Source organism: Helicobacter canis, from assembly GCF_900451095.1.
GTDB lineage: Bacteria > Campylobacterota > Campylobacteria > Campylobacterales > Helicobacteraceae > Helicobacter_B > Helicobacter_B zhangjianzhongii.
Window position 1 is genome coordinate 1,065,895 of the sequence record NZ_UGHV01000001.1, and the last position, 17,861, is coordinate 1,083,755.

At 44.0% G+C, this 17,861-nt stretch carries 20 protein-coding genes and 1 tRNA gene; 10 read left to right on the forward strand and 11 right to left on the reverse strand.

Going from position 1 to position 17,861, the window contains the following annotated elements; translation table 11 throughout:
- Window positions 1-7 precede the first annotated feature (7 nt).
- From DX060_RS04975 to DX060_RS11315, 9 genes are all read left to right on the forward strand, one after another.
- On the forward strand, window positions 8-220 hold the full coding sequence (locus DX060_RS04975; RefSeq protein WP_115011431.1) for a cytochrome c oxidase, cbb3-type, CcoQ subunit: 213 nt from the start codon (window positions 8-10) through the stop codon (window positions 218-220).
- Window positions 217-1,092, forward strand: a complete 876-nt coding sequence (gene ccoP / locus DX060_RS04980) for a cytochrome-c oxidase, cbb3-type subunit III (protein ID WP_115011432.1) — start codon at window positions 217-219, stop codon at window positions 1,090-1,092. The genes DX060_RS04975 and ccoP overlap by 4 nt, the downstream gene beginning before the upstream one ends.
- Window positions 1,093-1,107: 15 nt before the next feature.
- Window positions 1,108-1,308, forward strand: coding sequence for a DUF4006 family protein (locus DX060_RS04985; RefSeq protein WP_115011433.1), 201 nt, complete (start codon window positions 1,108-1,110; stop codon window positions 1,306-1,308).
- 123 nt (window positions 1,309-1,431) lie between these two features.
- A complete protein-coding gene (locus DX060_RS04990; RefSeq protein ID WP_115011434.1) occupies window positions 1,432-2,079 on the forward strand; it encodes a hypothetical protein in 648 nt (215 codons plus the stop codon).
- Between the two features lie 8 nt (window positions 2,080-2,087).
- Entirely contained in the window at window positions 2,088-2,876 is a 789-nt protein-coding gene (locus DX060_RS04995) for a hypothetical protein (RefSeq protein WP_115011435.1), read from the forward strand.
- Window positions 2,877-3,239 (forward strand): hypothetical protein, encoded by a 363-nt coding sequence (locus DX060_RS05000; RefSeq protein ID WP_115011436.1) that lies wholly within the window; start codon window positions 2,877-2,879, stop codon window positions 3,237-3,239.
- Entirely contained in the window at window positions 3,215-3,643 is a 429-nt protein-coding gene (locus tag DX060_RS05005) for a hypothetical protein (RefSeq protein ID WP_115011437.1), read from the forward strand. Before DX060_RS05000 ends, DX060_RS05005 begins: the two co-directional genes overlap by 25 nt.
- Window positions 3,644-3,645: 2 nt before the next feature.
- Entirely contained in the window at window positions 3,646-4,005 is a 360-nt protein-coding gene (locus DX060_RS05010; RefSeq protein ID WP_115011438.1) for a hypothetical protein, read from the forward strand.
- Window positions 4,006-4,039: 34 nt separating this feature from the next.
- The gene (locus DX060_RS11315) at window positions 4,040-4,198 is read left to right on the forward strand and encodes a hypothetical protein (RefSeq protein WP_181814196.1); all 159 of its coding nucleotides are present in this window, start codon (window positions 4,040-4,042) and stop codon (window positions 4,196-4,198) included.
- A 16-nt stretch (window positions 4,199-4,214) separates the two neighbouring features.
- On the opposite strand, the gene DX060_RS05015 is transcribed toward DX060_RS11315, so the two are convergent.
- Both DX060_RS05015 and pyrH read right to left on the reverse strand, forming a co-directional pair.
- A complete protein-coding gene (locus DX060_RS05015; protein WP_115011439.1) occupies window positions 4,215-6,614 on the reverse strand; it encodes an SEL1-like repeat protein in 2,400 nt (799 codons plus the stop codon).
- Between the two features lie 10 nt (window positions 6,615-6,624).
- A complete protein-coding gene (gene pyrH / locus DX060_RS05020) occupies window positions 6,625-7,338 on the reverse strand; it encodes a UMP kinase (protein WP_115011440.1) in 714 nt (237 codons plus the stop codon).
- Window positions 7,339-7,517: 179 nt separating this feature from the next.
- Here pyrH and DX060_RS05025 point away from each other — a divergent pair.
- Window positions 7,518-7,602 (forward strand) — tRNA-Leu (locus DX060_RS05025).
- Between the two features lie 54 nt (window positions 7,603-7,656).
- Here the strand turns inward: DX060_RS05025 and DX060_RS05030 are convergent.
- The 9 genes from DX060_RS05030 to pbpC form a co-directional block, all read right to left on the reverse strand.
- The gene (locus DX060_RS05030) at window positions 7,657-8,532 is read right to left on the reverse strand and encodes a glycosyltransferase (protein WP_309473196.1); all 876 of its coding nucleotides are present in this window, start codon (window positions 8,530-8,532) and stop codon (window positions 7,657-7,659) included.
- A complete protein-coding gene (locus DX060_RS11930) occupies window positions 8,438-8,704 on the reverse strand; it encodes a glycosyltransferase family 2 protein (protein ID WP_258552203.1) in 267 nt (88 codons plus the stop codon). Before DX060_RS11930 ends, DX060_RS05030 begins: the two co-directional genes overlap by 95 nt.
- Window positions 8,705-8,772: 68 nt before the next feature.
- Complete coding sequence (locus DX060_RS11935; protein ID WP_258552204.1) at window positions 8,773-10,464, reverse strand: ATP-dependent nuclease; 1,692 nt, start codon at window positions 10,462-10,464, stop codon at window positions 8,773-8,775.
- A 50-nt stretch (window positions 10,465-10,514) separates the two neighbouring features.
- Window positions 10,515-11,291 (reverse strand): hypothetical protein, encoded by a 777-nt coding sequence (locus DX060_RS11940; RefSeq protein WP_258552205.1) that lies wholly within the window; start codon window positions 11,289-11,291, stop codon window positions 10,515-10,517.
- Window positions 11,288-11,842 (reverse strand): hypothetical protein, encoded by a 555-nt coding sequence (locus tag DX060_RS05040; protein WP_115011441.1) that lies wholly within the window; start codon window positions 11,840-11,842, stop codon window positions 11,288-11,290. Before DX060_RS05040 ends, DX060_RS11940 begins: the two co-directional genes overlap by 4 nt.
- A 61-nt stretch (window positions 11,843-11,903) precedes the next feature.
- Window positions 11,904-12,914 carry a thiamine phosphate synthase gene (locus DX060_RS05045; protein WP_115011442.1) on the reverse strand — a complete coding sequence of 337 codons (1,011 nt, stop codon included), beginning with the start codon at window positions 12,912-12,914 and terminating at the stop codon, window positions 11,904-11,906.
- Window positions 12,914-14,062, reverse strand: a complete 1,149-nt coding sequence (gene thiH / locus DX060_RS05050) for a 2-iminoacetate synthase ThiH (protein WP_115011443.1) — start codon at window positions 14,060-14,062, stop codon at window positions 12,914-12,916. The genes DX060_RS05045 and thiH overlap by 1 nt, the downstream gene beginning before the upstream one ends.
- Window positions 14,063-14,070: 8 nt before the next feature.
- Window positions 14,071-14,844 carry a thiazole synthase gene (locus DX060_RS05055; protein WP_115011444.1) on the reverse strand — a complete coding sequence of 258 codons (774 nt, stop codon included), beginning with the start codon at window positions 14,842-14,844 and terminating at the stop codon, window positions 14,071-14,073.
- A 732-nt stretch (window positions 14,845-15,576) separates the two neighbouring features.
- Entirely contained in the window at window positions 15,577-17,781 is a 2,205-nt protein-coding gene (gene pbpC / locus DX060_RS05065; RefSeq protein ID WP_181814197.1) for a penicillin-binding protein 1C, read from the reverse strand.
- Window positions 17,782-17,861 lie beyond the last annotated feature (80 nt).

Genomic DNA, 17,861 nt, shown 5'->3' on the forward strand with positions numbered 1-17,861 from the left:
GGTTGATATGGAAGCTGAAACTATAGAATATTTACGAGTAGGCGTATATTTTGTCGTAACGATCTTTCTTATCGTGTTTTTGTATTCTTATGCAGTTTCTATGTGGAGACGCCAAGAGCGTGGTATCCGCGATTATGAGAAGTATGGTGAGTTGGCTGTGCGAGATGATCTAAATGATGATCTTATAGAGCCTAGAATTACAGAAAAGGAGCAGAGATGAATTGGTTGAGTGATAGTGTCAATATTATTGCTTTATTGGGTGCGTTAGCTATTTTGGTGATTACTATCTATGTGGTTGGTTTTTATGTCAAAAAAATGAAAACAGCCAAAAACGATGGGGAATTGACAGAACACGATTGGGATGGGATCAAGGAGTTTAAAAATAATATCCCTATGGGCTGGCTTGTGATTTTTATGCTGCTTATTGTTTGGGGATTTTGGTATATGTTTTTTGGTTATCCGCTAAAGAGTTTCTCACAAATTGGGCAATACAATGAAGAAGTCAAAGCTAACAGCGAGAAGTTTGAGCAGCAATGGCAGAATCTAACCCCTGAAGATAAAATCGATATGGGGGAAGGAATCTTTTTGGTGCAGTGCTCTCAATGCCACGGGCTTAATGCAGAAGGCATCAATGGTCAAGCACAAAACCTTCGCGCTTGGGGTAAAGAAGAGGGCATTATCCATACTATTGATGTGGGTAGTAAAGGGCTTAATTATATCGCTGGAGAGATGCCACCAGGGCTTCTTACTAGCGATGATGAAAAACGACAAGTTGCAGCGTATGTGATGAAGACTTTTTCTCCTAGCAAATCTACAAAGTATTCACAAGCTGATGTAGAAGCAGGCAAAGTTGTGTATCAAAATGTTTGCGCCACTTGCCACGCCAACGATGGAAGCGGTAATGCAAATGGCATAGAAGGCTTTGCTTCAAATCTCAATACTTATGGAGACTATGTGCTTGTAGAGCAAGTCTTGAAAAATGGCAAGAAAGGCTTCATAGGCAAGATGCCATCTTTCAATTACGCAAACTTTAGCGAAAGACAAGTTGAGGCATTGACTGCTTATATCAACTCGCTACAAGTTAATGACTGAGTAAAGGAGTAGGTGATGAATGGACTATTTGGTATAAATGGGCTTTTGGGATATTTGGTGGCTGTTGTGCTTGTCGTTGTTCTTGCGATTGGTTTTGGCTATGTTGCTGTAAGTGTGCAAAGTGCTAACGCGCAAAATTACTATGAGTTTAAGGACTACAAGGGTATCAAGGCACAAAGCGTGGAAAATAAAAACTTCTTCCAAGATGCACAATAAAGGAGAATCTATGTTTACTGCAGCAGAAAAATTATTAGGTGCTTTGCTGGTTGTTTTGGGTGTTGTTTCTATTGCTATTGCTTTTATTCCCGATGGGCTTTTGCATCTTGTTTAAGGAATAGCTTGAAGCCTTTTTTTAAGCGCATTGTCTTTGCGCTGTTTGTTGCCCCCCTATTATATGCTGATGTCGGTAGCCCAATATCTAGTGGCTACATCATCGGCAATACACATCAAACTCTCGTGCCAAAGACACAAGAGATCATACGGCTTCTCTCGGCAGAAATTTTTCAAAAAACAGGCATTAAAATCTATATCGATATTATCGATGAGATCTCTACCTCTCCAAGGTATCCAACAAAACAAGCGCGTAAAGATTATCAAGCGACATTTTATTCGCGATTGCCAGAGCCGTATGTTGTCTTGTCTTTGTTTGTGCAAGAAAGAAAATTCGATCTTGTTAGTAGTGATGATTTGCAGGCATTTCTTAGTGCTAAAGTATTGGATTCTGTGTATTTTGACTATATGGCACCACTTATCCCAGAAAAAGAGCAAGACATCACGCCCGAGCGACTTTCTGCGATTTTGCTCAATGGCTATGCTGAGATCACAGACATCATTGCTCGCCACTATGACATAAAGTTTGAGCATAGTATTAGCACAGATGAGCAAGGCGTGCGTTTTTTTGTGCGCTTTATTCTCTATGCTATGTTGCTTATTTTGCTTGGACTTTTTGTGCTTGCTCAATTTTCTCGTAAAAAACCTTCTTCCTAGGAGAGAGTATGAAACCAAATCCCATCAGCCCACAAGACTCCAGCACAACTAAGGCGCGTAATTTATGGCCCTATGGTATTTTGCTAGCGATATTTATCGGCATTATTTTGATTTGTATTTCTGTGTATATTTCTGTAAAACATCCAGTCTATGATGATCGCTCATTTTTCCAGAAGCATACCGACACAGATAGTGCGATCAATCAGCTTTTAGAAGACACTGATACGCTGCAAGAGTATTATGACTTTTATCTCCAAGCAAATACCAAACCCACAAAAGATAGTATCCTAAAGCCTAGTTCCCCTTATTTTCGTGCTTCTCATCGTGATAAAGTAGAAAATAACTCGCCAAATATCTTGCTCATCAAACAGCTCAATACACTCTATTTGCTTGCAGATACACTAGATCATAAATCTAATGACCTGCAAGATTTGCACATTCAGGTCTTTATGCAAAAAATAGGCGATCCCAAAGCCCAAGAAGTGCATATTTATGATTCTAGTAGTGGATCATTTAGCAAGAGTGTGCCAGAGCATAAGGGAGGGCAGATTCTCATTGGCACAATGCTTTTTGACCCAAAGGAGCAGGTATTTGTAAGCCCATCGTTTGAGATAGAGGCAGAGGGGCGGTGGATTGTTGCTTTGCAGATTACAGGTAAGATAGCTCAAACTACTCAAAACACTCAATCTCAAGGGAATACGCAGAAGCATAGGGATCTTTTTGTCGTGCTAGAAAAGGAATTTTTCAGTATGCCAAAGCCTCAAATACATACCGACAGCCAAGTCAAAGCACGCTAAATGCTAGCCCAAAGATTCGCTAAAGCCCCTAGCTTGCAAGCGCGCAAAACTGCCACGCAGGTGCTTTGTGCGTTTGTGATGGTGGAGCTTGTGTTTGCGCTTGTGGTTATTGGCGTGGCGTTTGGGATTTTGGCGCATTTTTATCGTGAGCGATCAATGACCGCGGAATTGCCCGTAGCTGAGCTAGATGTCGTGCAAGAAAAAGCACTCCAAGAGCTAGAATCCAAAATCGCACCAGCACCACATATCATAGTCGGTAGCGATGGACTTTCTTGCCAAGGTGAGCTTTCTAGCACTACGCAGTCTCAAAGCACTTTTAAGCTCTTTATCCCACAAGTATGCGACAAGTCAAGCACACCATAGCTAGCCACGCGCGAGCATTTGTGCTACTAGAGCTAGTGTTTGGTATCGTGATTTTATCGCTTATTGTTATCACGCTTGTGCAAGTAGCTCTCTCACTCCAAAGACAATCCATAGCAAAAAGCAGTATAGCTCTCGCGCAAATCTCCCTATCCAATACCGCCGATATTATCCGCAATCATTTAGAGACAGAATCTAGCTTTACATTTGTGGATTCTACCCTGCAGAGCGGATCGCACACGATCATTTTGCGCGATCATTCAATATTCCTTGATGGCGTGCTGCTGGGGCAAGATATTACACGATTTGATGTGAAATCCTTGCCCAATAACGCCTTTAGCATAGATATATGCACAAATCTGTCTCACAAGATATTTTGTGTCAATCGTGTAGGTTGGCTGCGGTAGCTATGGGCGCGTTGCGATCATCTTATAAATCCACATCAAAAGCGTATGTCTTGCTATATGCCATTATGCTTTTGCTACTTATTGGCTTTTTTCTCACAAGCCTTCGCACAAGCACAGGCATTACACTAGATAGGCTCACAAACTCGCACATAAAATTCCAAGGGGCTTTATATCTGCAAAGCCTTGAGCAAGTAGCTAAGCTTTGCCACGCTGCACAGATTGCTTCTGGAGATTTTGTGTTAGATGATGATTATAAGGGCGGATTTGAGATTGTCGGCGATAGGGTGTTTTTGTATATCGAAGCCATAAATCGCCGCACCGGACAGATTTTGCGCAGCACAAAAGACATCGCTTTACCATAGCACTGCTTGGTAATGTTTTCCTAGAATCCAGCTTATGTGTTATCGCGGATTCTATGCTAGCAGAAGCGTGGCAAAAAGCGCGACAAGACTTTTAGCAGCCACAAGCACACAACATAATAAAGTAGATTCTAAGCCACATCAGTGTCAAAGGTGGTGGATTAGTGATCGCGCCATTGCTAAAGCCCAAGCATAGCAATGGCATTCTGCACTTATTTGGCAAGTGTGGAGCGCAGCTTATCGCACGCGCCATCTTCGCCATTCTCACAGGCTTGATAGTAGTAGATCTGCGCTTTTTGCCTATCTTTTCCAGCTCCCTTACCTAGCCAAAACGCATCGCCTGCTTTAGAGCAGCTAGCATAGCTATTTAGGCGTAATCTATCCATATAGTCTGCACGCTCGATCTCAAGCAAATCACACGCCTTTTTATAAAGCTGGGCTTGCTCAACGCTTCCTTTTGATTTGGTAGATTCTAGCCCAGCTAGCACAGCACAGCTCTCACTATCATCACGCGCACACGCAAGCTTAGCTACCGCACGCAGGCTATCTCTATACTGCTTAGGGCTATCATAGACTTTGTCATAAGAGCGCATAAGTGTCCTGCACACGAGATTTGAGCCATCTTTGCACACCTTTTCAAACTGCGCTAAATCCGCCTTTGTCAGCTTGCTATCTTTATAAATCACCTTTAGCATAAAGGTCTTTTGCACTTCTAGGATTTTATTTGCCCTTGTTTCATCACAGCCACCTAGCAGGTATTCTAGCGGCGCACACGCGCTTGCTATAAGCTCTTTGGCAGAGCTTGTCAGCTTGGCTGCTTCATACTCTTTAGCGCGAGCGATAAGCCCTAGGCAGCCTAGCTCCTCTCCACGCGCGCAGGATTTCTGCAAAAGGGGCAGTGAGCCAGCCAGATCGCGCGTAATTGATGAAGTATCAATACCCCTGCTTGTAAAGTGCTTGATCTGCTCTTGCTTTAGCGCAAGCAGCTCGCCCAGCATAGCACACGAGCCACTATCCCCTAGCTCACAGCCTCTTTTGCTAGCTTCTAGCACTTTGGCAATGCCTACTTTACTCCCCTTAGCCTTGTCTTTGCTTGTGTCTTTTTCTTTGCTTTTGCCTCCGCTCTGCCCTGATAGCACTAGCTCGCTAAACATCGCGCAAGACTCCCCCACCCCTGCCTTGCAGTTTGCTAGCAAAAGGCTTAGATCTTTTGTGCGAGTGGCGGTGATTTGGCACGCTTTTATGCTGCCCTTTTTGCATAGCTCGCTGATTTTTTCATTTGAAAGCTTGCTGAAGTCTTGCAAATCAAGCGCGAAGCTTGGAGATTGTATGCGTTCTAGGATTGCTTGCTGCTTGGGAGATAGGGCAGAATCTATGGGCGTGGGAGCAGGCGGCGCAGAGTCTTGCAGTGATTCTTCTAGCGATTCTTGCACAAGCTTTTGCGCGCTTTTTTGGAGCGTTTGACATATCGCGCTGGTGCTTGTGAGGCTTGGGATAAGGCGCAAATGTGCCTTATCTTGCTCATAGTATAGCTCTAGGCAATTTTGCCTATCTTGCAGGAAAAAGACTCGATTGCCCATTACCATATCTGGCAAATCACTCTGTGCTATATGCGCGCTTTGCTCGCAGAGCTTTTGAGCTTGCTTTGGCAAAATGGTAGAATCTAGGCAAGGAGCAAGCCCATCTTGTGCCATAGATTCTAGGATCTGCTTGGTTTTGCTTTTTTGTGTGTAAATGCGCAAGAGGTATTTAGCGCGGTAGAGTCTGGAAAGATACTCGTGCGCAAAATACCCCACAAATGCCCCAAGCCACGCGTTATCTTCAAAGCCTTGTAGCTCCTTTATAAGCGGCTCAAGCTCCTTGCTAGGATAAGCACGCAAGCCATCAAATCCCAAGTCCTTGAATAGCTCACCAGAATCTTGGATACTAGCAACTAGAGCAAAAAGCGCGAAGCCTTGTGTGCCATATCGCAAGACTTCTTGTAGCTGCAAATCTTTGCTTTGAAGCGAGCGGAAAGTATTGGCAAGATTAAATAGCTCGGTCTCGTGCCCACAGCCCCCGCTGACACAAACCTTTGTCGGCTTATAGCTGCTAAGGAAGTGGAAAAACTCTCCCCCAAAGCTTAGGATAAAGGCATTTTGCTCTGCCAAAAAGCTCTCCCAAGCAAGCTCTATCTTTTTGCGTGCGTGCTCTTCTTTTGGCTTAATGACTTTAGATTCTGTTATGGAATCTGTATCTAAGAAAGCAGTCAAACCGTCATTATCACGCACATACTCTGTGGCAAAGCGCAGCAATGCCACGCGGAAAAACACTTCATACGCTTTGATGAAGTCTTTTTGCTCCTGTGTTGTAGCAAGCTTGCGTAAATGTGCGATCGCAGGAGAAAATTGCTCCACATACTGCGCGCTTAGATCCCACAACCGCACTTGGGGTGTCTTACTAAGCGGGGGTAGTGTAGCTTGAGGCTTGGCATTGTGAGTTGCATCTACTTTGCTCTGTTTAGATTCTAGCACCAGTGGCACAAAGTGTTCAAGCGTAGCTGGGGCATTTGCCATAGAAAGAGTGCATAAAGCCCCCACAAAGCCACATAAGCATACAAGTAAGCGTATCATGCATATCCCCCTATCTCACCACAGAGAACACACCCTTGCCATCACGCACGATCTCAAGGAGATTTCCTGCTTTAAACATATTGCACACGATGATAGGTAGGCGATTATCTTTGGCTAGGGCGATTGCTGTATCGTCCATCACTTTGATATTTTCTGCTAAAGCTGCATCATAGGAGATAGTATCAAGTCGCTTGGCATCAGGATATTTCTTAGGATCTTTGTCATAGACACCATCAACCTTTGTAGCCTTGATCACATAGTCTGCTCCTATCTCCACTGCGCGTAGGGTAGCAGTCGTATCTGTGGTGAAAAATGGATTCCCTGTCCCAGCAGCAAAAATCACTACCCGTCCCTTTTCTAAATGCCGAATAGCACGGCGATAAATATAGCTCTCGCAAATCTCTTTAATCTCAATGGCACTTTGCACTCTCACATTAACACCACTATGCTCTAGGGCTTCTTGCATAGCTACCGCATTTATCACTGTGGCTAGCATACCCATATAATCTCCACTTGTGCGGCGGATCACACCACCTTGTGCAGCACTCACACCACGGATAATATTCCCCCCGCCAATGACAATGCCTACTTCTATCTTCGCCTCTAGGAGTGAAGCAATCTCATCAGCAATATAGCTAAGGATCTTTGGCTCAATCCCAAAGCCATTATCCCCTGCTAATGCCTCCCCAGAAAACTTCACTAAAACGCGCTTGTTTTTTTCCATTCTTATCCTTTTAAATTTTGGCGAGATTATAAGTTTTTAATATAACAAAGAGATAAATCACGCCAAGTCCAAGTCATAACTAACGCCACTAGAATCCAAGCCACGCGCCACTGCCAGCCCTTAAAGTCGCATTTTCAGCTACTTTTAAAAATTATAGATTATAATGCCCTTTTTACTTTGCGGAAGTGGCGAAACTGGCAGACGCACCAGACTTAGGATCTGGCGCCGCAAGGCATGGAGGTTCAAGTCCTCTCTTCCGCACCACTTATTGCTTGTCTTCATATAGCCAAATCACTACCTAAACCCTACAATGTATCGTTAAGCTTTCTCTATATCTAAAATCGTATCGATATGGTATTTTGGGCGCGATTTGATCTCTTGATAGGCTTTGCCAATGTATTCGCCAATGATCCCAAGGCTTAGGAGCTGCACACCGCTTAAAAAGCATAAAAGCACCGCTAGAGATGTCCAGCCCTGCACTGCTTGCTCTGTGCAAAGCTTCACCCATAGCGTATAGAATCCAAATAAAATAGAGAGTATAAACAGCATAGCCCCCATAGCACTCACAAAGCGCAATGGCATAATCGAAAAGCTGGTGATCCCACTCCACGCGAAAGAGAGCATTTTTCTAAGGCTGTATTTCGACTCCCCAGCAAATCTCGGCTTGACATCAAAATACACAATATCTTGCTTGAGTCCCATATCTAGCACGATCGCGCGTAAGAAAAAGTTAGATTCTCTATAATGTGATAGGGCTTGCATAGCCTTATGACTAAGCAAGCGATAATCAGCGTGATTTTTCACAATCCTTACCCCAAAAATCCCCATAAGTTTGTAGAAAAGTAGCGCGCTATATTTTTTAAACACAGAATCACTCTGCCTGTCATTGCGCACGCCAAGCACGACATCAGCACCATTGATAAACTTCTCTATAAAATCTTTGAGCTTTTCTTCATCTTGCTGCAAATCACAATCGATACTTATAGTGCAATCATATTTGCTCAGAGCATATTGCAGCCCCGCTAGCAGTGCGGCTTGATGTCCAAAATTCCTAGTAAGTTTTATAGCGATAAATCTTGGGCTTGCTGGCTTTGGTATTTCACGGGGGGGGGGGGGAATCTGTGTTTGTATTGAGCAAATGCTTAGAAAAATGCGTTTCTGCAATATCCCAAGTGCTATCGCTGCTGCCATCATCGACAAGTAGTAATGCGCTTTTGCTAGAGATTGTGCCATTTTCTATCATTTGCGTGAGTTTGGATTCTAGCACTTGCAAGCTATCTAGCAGCACTTGCTCTTCGTTGAAAGCTGGCGCGATCAGACATAGGCTTGGTTTTGCTCTTGGGTTTTGCGAGATTGCGGAATACATCTTTGCTACCTTTGGTTGATTGATGGTATTAAAGCATAAAAGCACTTAAAAATACTTGTTAGGTGTAGTTAAATACTTGCGACATTGTTGTCGTTGAAGCCAATAAGATATGTAAAGATTTCATCAAATCGTTGGGTGGTCTCTTTTGAAAGCCTGTCTTTTAGATTTGTGTTTTTAAATACACTTGAGACAATACCTGCTTGTCCGTTTTCTTTGCAAGTATCAAAGCCAAATGTTTCTCTATCTTTCTCGCTAAATAAAGATTCTATTTCTATTTTCTTAAGTTTTTCTAAGTCTTTAAAGTTGTCCTTGAAGCATTCCTTGTTGTCCTTAGTAAAGGCGTCTTTAAGTGTAGTTACTGAAAGCTTACTTTTAAATTTTTTTTCAGCACCTTCTTTCATAGCCCTTCCCGCTTTGTCGTTATCTACTAGCAAAATGGGGTGGATACGCAATCTTTTTGCAAAAGCGATGAGATTGTCTGCTTTTTGCCTTTGTTCATCGCTAAATTCTAGCTCATCGCCCTTGCTTTTTTCATCACTAGATTCTGTATTATCCTTGCCACCAAGTCCGCTAATTGGCAAAAATATAAGTTTATTAGAATCTTTGTAGTCATAAATCTGGCTATATGCGTTTAGAATATTAGAATCCATAATGCCCTCTACAAGTATAAGCCTCGTTTCATCAAACCTAATGTTCTCACCCAATGCTTTGTATATATCATTCAGCGTATCACTTTCCCCATAGCCTAGCATTGAGAAGTCATTAATAATAAGTGAGCCTTTTGGATTTTCTATCTTACTAGATTCCAAAGAGTTCAAAGCCTTTACAATCCGCACTTCATCAAGGTGAGCAATATCTAGCATATAGGGCGAGTGTGTAGCGATGATAAATAAAATCCCACTTTTCCTGCCATAGTCTTTGAGAAATTCACGCAAATCCCTTTGGGCTGGTATGCTTAGGCTATTTTCTGGCTCATCAATTAGGACAATATCGCCCTTGCTAATCTCGCCTTTGTGGAGAAAATTAAAAAAGAGATTGAAAAATTTTTTAAAGCCTGTGCTTTGTCGCTCTAGATTGATTGTATCGCCATTTTTCCTTATACTTAGCTCCACAAACGCAGAATCCAACTTAATATGAAAGCTATATACAGGCTGCTCTAAACAATACAAGTTATTAAAGCGTTTGTTGATTGTGCTTGTAAAAAGCTCGTTAATCTCATCTTGCGTGATGGTGAGATAATCGCCATCATCTCTTTCGTAAGCCTCCTGTATCATTGCTATATCTTTGCGTAAGATTGTAAAGAGTGCTTGAAAAAAGCTTGATGTATCTATCTTGCTAGGCTCTACTTTTAAGTCCTTTTTAGCAATGGCATTTTCTGTATAAAGCACAATTTTTGGTCTAAAAGCAATGCCAAAATGCTCTTTGATGACATCTCTATCCTTTTGCCTTTGCATATCTTTTTGGAAGCTTTCAAGCGGCGTTTGCAAAAGCTTTTGCAGATTCTCATTATCTCTAAGTGAGAAATCGTTTTTAACAATGTTTTTAACAATGTTTTTCAAATTCTCATATAATCTCTGCAAGCTTTTTAGTTCTTTATGCTGACAAAGAGAGGCTTGAAGATTCTGTATCGCTTCTATTGTGGCGTTGCGACTATAATAGCGATTTTCCAAAATTTCATATATTTGACTTAAACATTTTTCTATATGCTTCCTTGCCTCTTCAATATCAAACTCTTTGTATTTCTCTAATTTTTTTGGCAAGGTTGTTTCTAGTCCTTGTGGCGTTAAAGTGCCTGAAACAAAAAGTGGCTTTATCGGGGGGGGGGGGTATCTTTAATGTAAGCTTTTGCCTCAAAATCTTCTTTTAAAAATTTTCGCAATAAACTTGCGTCATCGCAATTTTTAGGAGCTTTAGTATCGCCAATCACAAATTTACAGGCAAGTTTAATCGCCCTATCTTTGTCTTTAATCTCATCGTATTTTTTTCCAACCGCACTAAAACACTTTAACGCCTTACCACCTTGATCTGCACTACAAAGTAACATACGATCACGCTCTGGCAAAATAAGGCGGATTTCTTCCCTATCTCCTACTTCATCGTAGCCATAGATTCCATACACTTGAGAGCTTTCAAACATATTTTGGATAAATTCACAATACTCCTCTTGCGTATCGCTTTCACTACGCTCCACACCTTTTTCTAAGCTACTTTCAGTGAAAAATATCCCAAAAGTTTTGCCCGCAAAGTTAGAATCTATACTTTGCTTTTGTGTATCGCTTGTGGATTCTGTGATTGCTTCCAATATCTTTGGGTCTGTGATTTTATACTCCAAAGTTAGCTTCGGCTCGTCCTTGTATCCGCGATAGTCTGGCTTATCGCTATCTTTTAACTTAGAATTTGCAAGGCTTACTAGCCCATCTAGCACATTGCTTTTTCCATCATTATTGCCACCAAGTAGGACCAATAACCCACCAATATGCTCTCCATCAATAGAACCTAGTTGCAACTTATTGTTAAGGTGTTTTTGCTTAGAATCTACTATACCTAGATTCCTGAAATTCTCAAATACTATGCTTCGCGTATTCATTTTTGCTCCTTTATCTTAATGTCAAGTCGTAAGCCAAGCTTATTGTAAAGCTCATTTAGTGGCGTGATTTTTGCCACTTCCTCTTCGTTTAATGCCTTTTTGCTTTTTGCTAGGATCTTTTGACACTCTAGCAAATACTCTAAAATGGGGTCTAGCACCTGCGTTTGTGCCACCATATCAATGAATTCTATTTTCACGCTGTTTTCCTTTTTTAAAAGATTTGCAATGATTTGGGCTCTATCCTGTGTGCTTTTTGCCTTTGGCTGCACGAGATTTTCTACGATATAGCTCATTGCCTTGCTTTTATCAAGTCCTTTTTCAGTCATCACAAAATCAAAAAATTTTAGCAATTTTGATTCTATGTTGTCCTTATAACCTGTCTCATACATTTGTATGAATTTGTATGCTGTGGGGCGAGAAATCTCTAAAAAATCTGCCAAATCTACAAGCCGAATCTCAATCTCTTTGAGTCGCTCTCGTAGTAGTTTTGGAGGGGCTTGACTTGTTTGGGGTGTGTTGTTGCAGGTATTTTTACTCTTGTTTGTTGTCATTAACTTGCCTTGATTTTTTGCTCGATTGTATTGTTTTTATATGATTATGTCAATATATATTTTACATTTTATGTAAAATATAGGCAGATTTGCCTAAAGTTATGGCATTTTTGATATAAGCCTTTGGATTTGGGGCTTGCATAAGGGCTTGGCGCATACATACCCCAGAGATTGGCATATTTGCTAAAGCTGGCAGGGTTTCTAGCGTGATACCGCCGATAGCATAGAGTCCTTGTAGCGCAGGACTTTGTTTTGGCGTTGGCTTTTTGCGAAAAAGCGGGGAGTTTGTGGCTCGCTGTGTCGATAGACCGCAAGTCTTATCTCCTTGCTCGCCACTGCACAACCCCGCTTTTTCATCAAAAATCCTTCCGCCTGCGGCTTTTTTATCAAACACGACTTCAGCCTGGTCGTTTGGCAATTTATCTACATTTTCAGCTTTTTTCCTAGAATCCACTTTTTCACACTCGGCTTGTTTTTCTTCTAGGATTCTAGGAGTTGCGGTGGTGCTAGCGGTGCTTTTTAAGGATTTTAGGGGGGAGCTAGACAAGAGGTCTGCGGTTCCTCTAAAATCCTTAAAATCGCCGCTATGACTACCCAAGACCGAATCCTTAGCAATAGCGATGATAGATTCTAGTAGCTTTAGCCCCCTTGCCTCCACTCCCACCTTACACGAGCTAGCAAAAATATGCCCGATGATGACATAATCTACCCATTCCCTAGCAGCCTTATACTCCTCCACACTATGCACAGAGACTCCAAGCGTGGCAAACTCCCGCCGCAAGCGCGGCAAATGCGCGATCTGTGAGCTTTGGCAGTGCAGAGCACTCACGCCAAGCTCTCTAGCTACTTCAATAAAAGAGTGCAAAATACACGCCGCCCCTGCCCTAGCGCATATCGCTAGGGCTTGCTTTGCTAAAGCGCGATACGCGCTAGCTTCCAGCTGCTTCTCTCGCAGGATAATGGCTTTTACCCCACTTTGAGCTAGCAGCTCTATGCGCTCTAGCAAATCGCCCTTACAAATCCTAGAATCTGTTATGGCGATGATCTCTTTGCCCGCTTTGTTGTAGCGCATTAGCCCACATAAATACTATCGCTTAATACCGGCTGCAAGGCACTTTGCTTAAGCATAGTCATAATCTCACCAACCCCCCTAGAATCCGCTATATCAAACTGCTCATCACCCTTTTGCTCAAAGCTTTTTCCCCCAATGCCCACAGACACCCCAGCACTCATCTTGCTCGCCCCAAGCTTGATAAACTCATCTCTTAGCCCCTTGCGCTCGCGACTAGAAATAGTGATACTTGAGTATGGCAAAAAGAGCCGATACGCGCATAGCACTTGTAGCAGCCGCTTCTCGCCCACATCTTTGGGGGAGATTTTGCGGTTGTTGATGATAGGGCGTAGTCGCGGGATTGATAGGGCGATTTCTGCGTGGGGGTAGCGTGCTTGCAAAAAATGCGCGTGCAGCGCAGTAGCAAGCGCGTCTTTGCGGAAGTCCCCAATCCCTAGCAGCGCGCCAAATCCCACCCCCCTAAACCCAGCGCGTAATGCTCTCTCTTGCCCATAAAATCGATAGGGGAAGACGCATTTCTCCCCAGCAGTGTGGATTCTAGCGTAGCATATAGGATCATAAGTCTCTTGGAAAATCGTTACATACTCACAGCCATTTTCGTGCAAAAGCGCGTATTCATCGGTATTCATTGGATAGACTTCTACGCCTATGACTTTGAAATACTCTTTTGCTATGGCACAAGCCCTAGCGATATACTCCACGCTTGCATACTCCCTGCCCTCTCCTGTAAGCATAAGCACTTCTTGCAAGCCACTTTGTGCGATTGCCTGCATTTCTTGGTGGATTTCTCGCTCACTAAGCTTGGCGCGTGCGATTGGATTGCCCTTTTGGAATCCACAATACACGCACTTACTCGAGCAGTGATTGCTAAGATACAAAGGCGTAAAAAGAGCGATATTGCTGCCAAAATATTTGCGCTTTATGCTAGCACTTTTTATCGCTAACTCTTCTATAAACTCTTCTGCTGCGGGAGAGAGCAGGGCTTGCAAATGCTCTATTTTTAGGCTTGTAGCCTGCAAGGCGCGCTTCACATCATCTGCGCTAAAGCTTCTCTCATCATAGCGTGCCACCTGCTCTAGCACGCACTCTAGCATATCGCTATCAAGCTGCTCCATAAAGGGCAGATATGTCATACAATCACGCCGCATACCCCCTCCTAATCGCGCAAAAAGCCCAAAGAATCAGTCGTGGGCGAGCTAGGCTTGGGTGCGCTTATGGGAGCTAGCCCTGCGAGATAGGCAGCCCTGCCAGCCTCCACAGCTAAGGCAAATGCCCGCGCCATCTGCGGGATATGGCTAGATTCTGCTATGGCGGTATTTACCATAACTGCTGCTGCGCCCATTTGCATAGCTTCGCACGCTTGGGCTGGCGAGCCAAGCCCTGCATCAACAATAATGGGCAGGGCGATTTCATCAAGCAGGATTTGGATAAACTCTTTGGCACATAGCCCCTTATTGCTCCCAATGGGCGCAGCTAGAGGCATAATCGCCGCTGCCCCGGCATTGCACATATCGCGTGCGGCGTAGAGATCAGCTGACATATAAGGCAGTGGCGTGAAGCCATCATTTGCTAGCAGCTCCACAGCTTTTGTGGTTTCATAATTATTTGGCAAGAGATATTTGCTATCCCCAATCACTTCGATTTTGATAAGTTTTGCCCCACAGATCTCCCTAGCAAGCCGCGCGATACGCAGGGCTTCTTGTGCGTTTCTCGCCCCAGAAGTGTTGGGCAGCAGGGTGATATGCTTGGGGATATGATCTAGGATATTTTCTAGCCCTTGTGGGTTGGCGCGGCGCAGGGCGAGTGTGATGATCTCTGCCTTTGCCTGCGTGATAGCGGAGTCTATAAGCTCTAAGGAGTATTTCCCAGAGCCTAGGATAAAGCGGCTGGTGAAGTGGAAGCTGCCTAGCTGCAAGACATCATTTTTCATTACAATCCTTGTGTTTTGTGTGTTAGCCCTCTCTAAAGAAGCTTTTGATGAGATACTTTGCAAAGCTTAGTATGACAATGGGCTAGTGGCTAGAATCCACTTTTGCTAAGGGATTCAGCTTGCGGACTAGAATCGTGGATTTCATCGGTTCACTGCGTCAATAGACCATCAGTCTTATCTCCTTGCTCACCTGCGAAAAGTTACGATTCTAGTCTCGCAATCTTAGAATCCCATTGGGCAACAAACTCCAACCCCTAGAATCCACTTTTGTTGTTCGCAAGTTTTACAAGTGGATTCTGGGTTTGCATTTTCGGCGTTTTCCCTAGAATCTCACTAGCGGCGTGTTTTGCTGTCATTGGCTTGCACCTCGTGGCAATCCATAGCCTAATAACTAGAATCCACTTTTTGTGTTTGTCAAAAGTGGATTCTAGGGGTTTGATTCAAGGGTGCGATTGGGGCTTTGGCTTTTGGGGTGTGCTTGCGTATGTAGCTTAGTTTGACACACTTTGGCACAGCTTTCAAATAACACGACCAAACCGATCGGCGCAAATTGTAGCGCAAAACCACGCCATTTTTGCAAAAATCTTGCAAGCCTCCGCGCACTAGCTTTGCTAACGCTCTTTTCCACGCCTAGCTTGCCACGCCCTTAGCACCAAAGCCCCGCGTGCGGCAAGCTAGATCTATCGCGCAAGCCTAGAGATCATAGAGAGATTATAGGGACTAATCTAAGGCTTATTCCAAGACTCTAAATCGCACGCTAGAGTGCTCGCCGCCTTGTGTGATGACATAGAGCGTGTTTGTGCCAATTTTGGGCGAGATTTTTAGCCGCCCAATGTGGCTAGTGCCGATAAACTCGCTGTTTAGAAAAAAGTAGGCTAGCTCATTGCTGCGCACTAGTGCCACAATGCCATCATCGCTATGAGATAGGCGCGAGAAGCGTAGATCTTGGGTAGGGTAGATGATGATAGAGCTATCTTTATCTAGCTGCTCTTTTGTGCGTAAGGGCTTGGCGTAATAAGGCATAGTAGCAAGCCTAGCATTTTTCTCCAAAGTGCGATAGCCATCGCTATCGATACGCACTTGGCGGAATCTAGGCGTGCTACTCCACTTGCCCACACGCTGCCACTCTCCAAATGCACGCATACTATTGCCTCCTAAAAGCTCAAAAATATCAAACATAGCCACCCCGGCAATCTCCCTGCCTGTGAGATTTACACTAGATTTTGCATTAAAATTCCCGCCCCACACCGCTACGATAAACTCATCACTTACCCCGATCGCCCAGCTATCGACATTGCCATAGCTTGTGCCGCTTTTCCACGCTACTTTATGCGCAAAAACAGAGCTTCTAGCGTTTATGGGCAGATTAAGCAGGGCTTGTAGGGCTAAATACGCGCTTGCTTGGGAGATAGTAGAGCGGGCGGCGGTGGCGGCTTGGGTCTTAATGTAGTCTTGTGCGTTATTTTCAAAAGTGGATTCTAGGCTTTTAGATCCTAGGCTTATACTTGGCTTTGTGTTGGGGGCTTTTGAGCCTTTGAGCAAGCTAGGGGATATAAACTCCCCGCCTCTGCGCAGTCCTAGATAGAGTGTAGCAAGCTGGTAGAGACTAAGCTCCTTTGTCCCAAGTATTAGAGAAAGCCCATATTTCGCATAATCGCGGTCGCTAAAGGGCGCATTTTCGCGCAAAAAGTAGAAAAACTCCTGCACACCATACTCTTGTAGCAGTGCGACAAAAGGCGCATTAAGCGAGTTGCGCAGTGCCCATAGCGCGCTTGCTTGCCCATAGAATTGGCGCGAATTGTTGTGGGGGTTGAAATTCCCGTAGAATTGATTGGTATCTTTGAGCTTGGTTTGGGGGATTATAAGCCCAGAGTCTAGGGCTAGTGCGTAGAGAAATGGTTTAAGTGTTGAGCCGACATTGCGCTTTGCTTGCACGCCATCAACTTGCCCAAGCTGCGCTAGATCATAAAAATCCTGCGAGCCGACATAGCCTAAGACATCGCCACTTTTTGCTTCTATCACAAGGCAGGAGAGATTTGCCACGCCTTTATCTTGTGTGATTTGGGCGTAGTCTTTAAGCATAGATTCTAGGTGTAGCTGGAGTGGCTTGCTAAGCGTGGTGCGCAAGACCCTTTGGCTTGAGTGTTTGGCTAGGTGGCGCGTTAAGTGCGGGGCTATGGAGTTTGACTTTTGCAGAGTGGGGGCTGGCTCTAGTAGAGCTAGCTTGTAGTCCATCTCGCTAATTAGCCTAGAATCTAACGCTCTTTTTAGCAGCATATCGCGCTTTTGTAGGAGCTTTTGCGGATTGGTGAAGAGCAGGTTGGGCGTGTTTGGCAGCACAGCGAGCAAGGCGGCTTGGGCTGGGGTGAGACTCTCTAGCTGGCGGTGGAAGTAGAGCAGGGCAGCACTCTTTATGCCCACAATATTGCTGCCATAGGGAGTATTATCAAGATAGAGGCGCAAGATTTCTTGCTTGCTTGTGCTAGATTCTAGGCGCAGGGCTTGGAGGGTCTGGGTGAATTTGTTCCACAAGGTGCGCTTATCTCTGCTGCCAAGCTTTGCCACTTGCATAGTGATAGTGCTAGCCCCGTGGCGTTTGTGGTAGATGAGATTGCCCCATATCGTGCGAGCAAGTGCTAGCAAATCTACCCCATAGTGCTCATAAAACCGCTTATCTTCATAGAGTATGACGAGATTTCGCACAAGCTCTGGCAGCGGAGTTTTATCGGTGTTTATGCTGATTTTGAAATTATCTTGCTCATTGACAAAAAAGCTTAGTAGCTCATCATCTCTATCAAAGCTTACTAAAGACTCTTGCTCAAAGCTAAGCGTGCTTGTATCGCTAAGTATCCACAATACACCCACAAAAGCCACACAAAGCCCCACCACACTCCATAGTCTTAAGCGTTTTGCAGGGATTTTGTGGGGCTTTGGCATAGTGGCACCTTGAGTAAAAATATAATGCATTACTTGCTATAATACACGCTTTAAGCCAAAAGTAGCCTAACAAGCAGCCT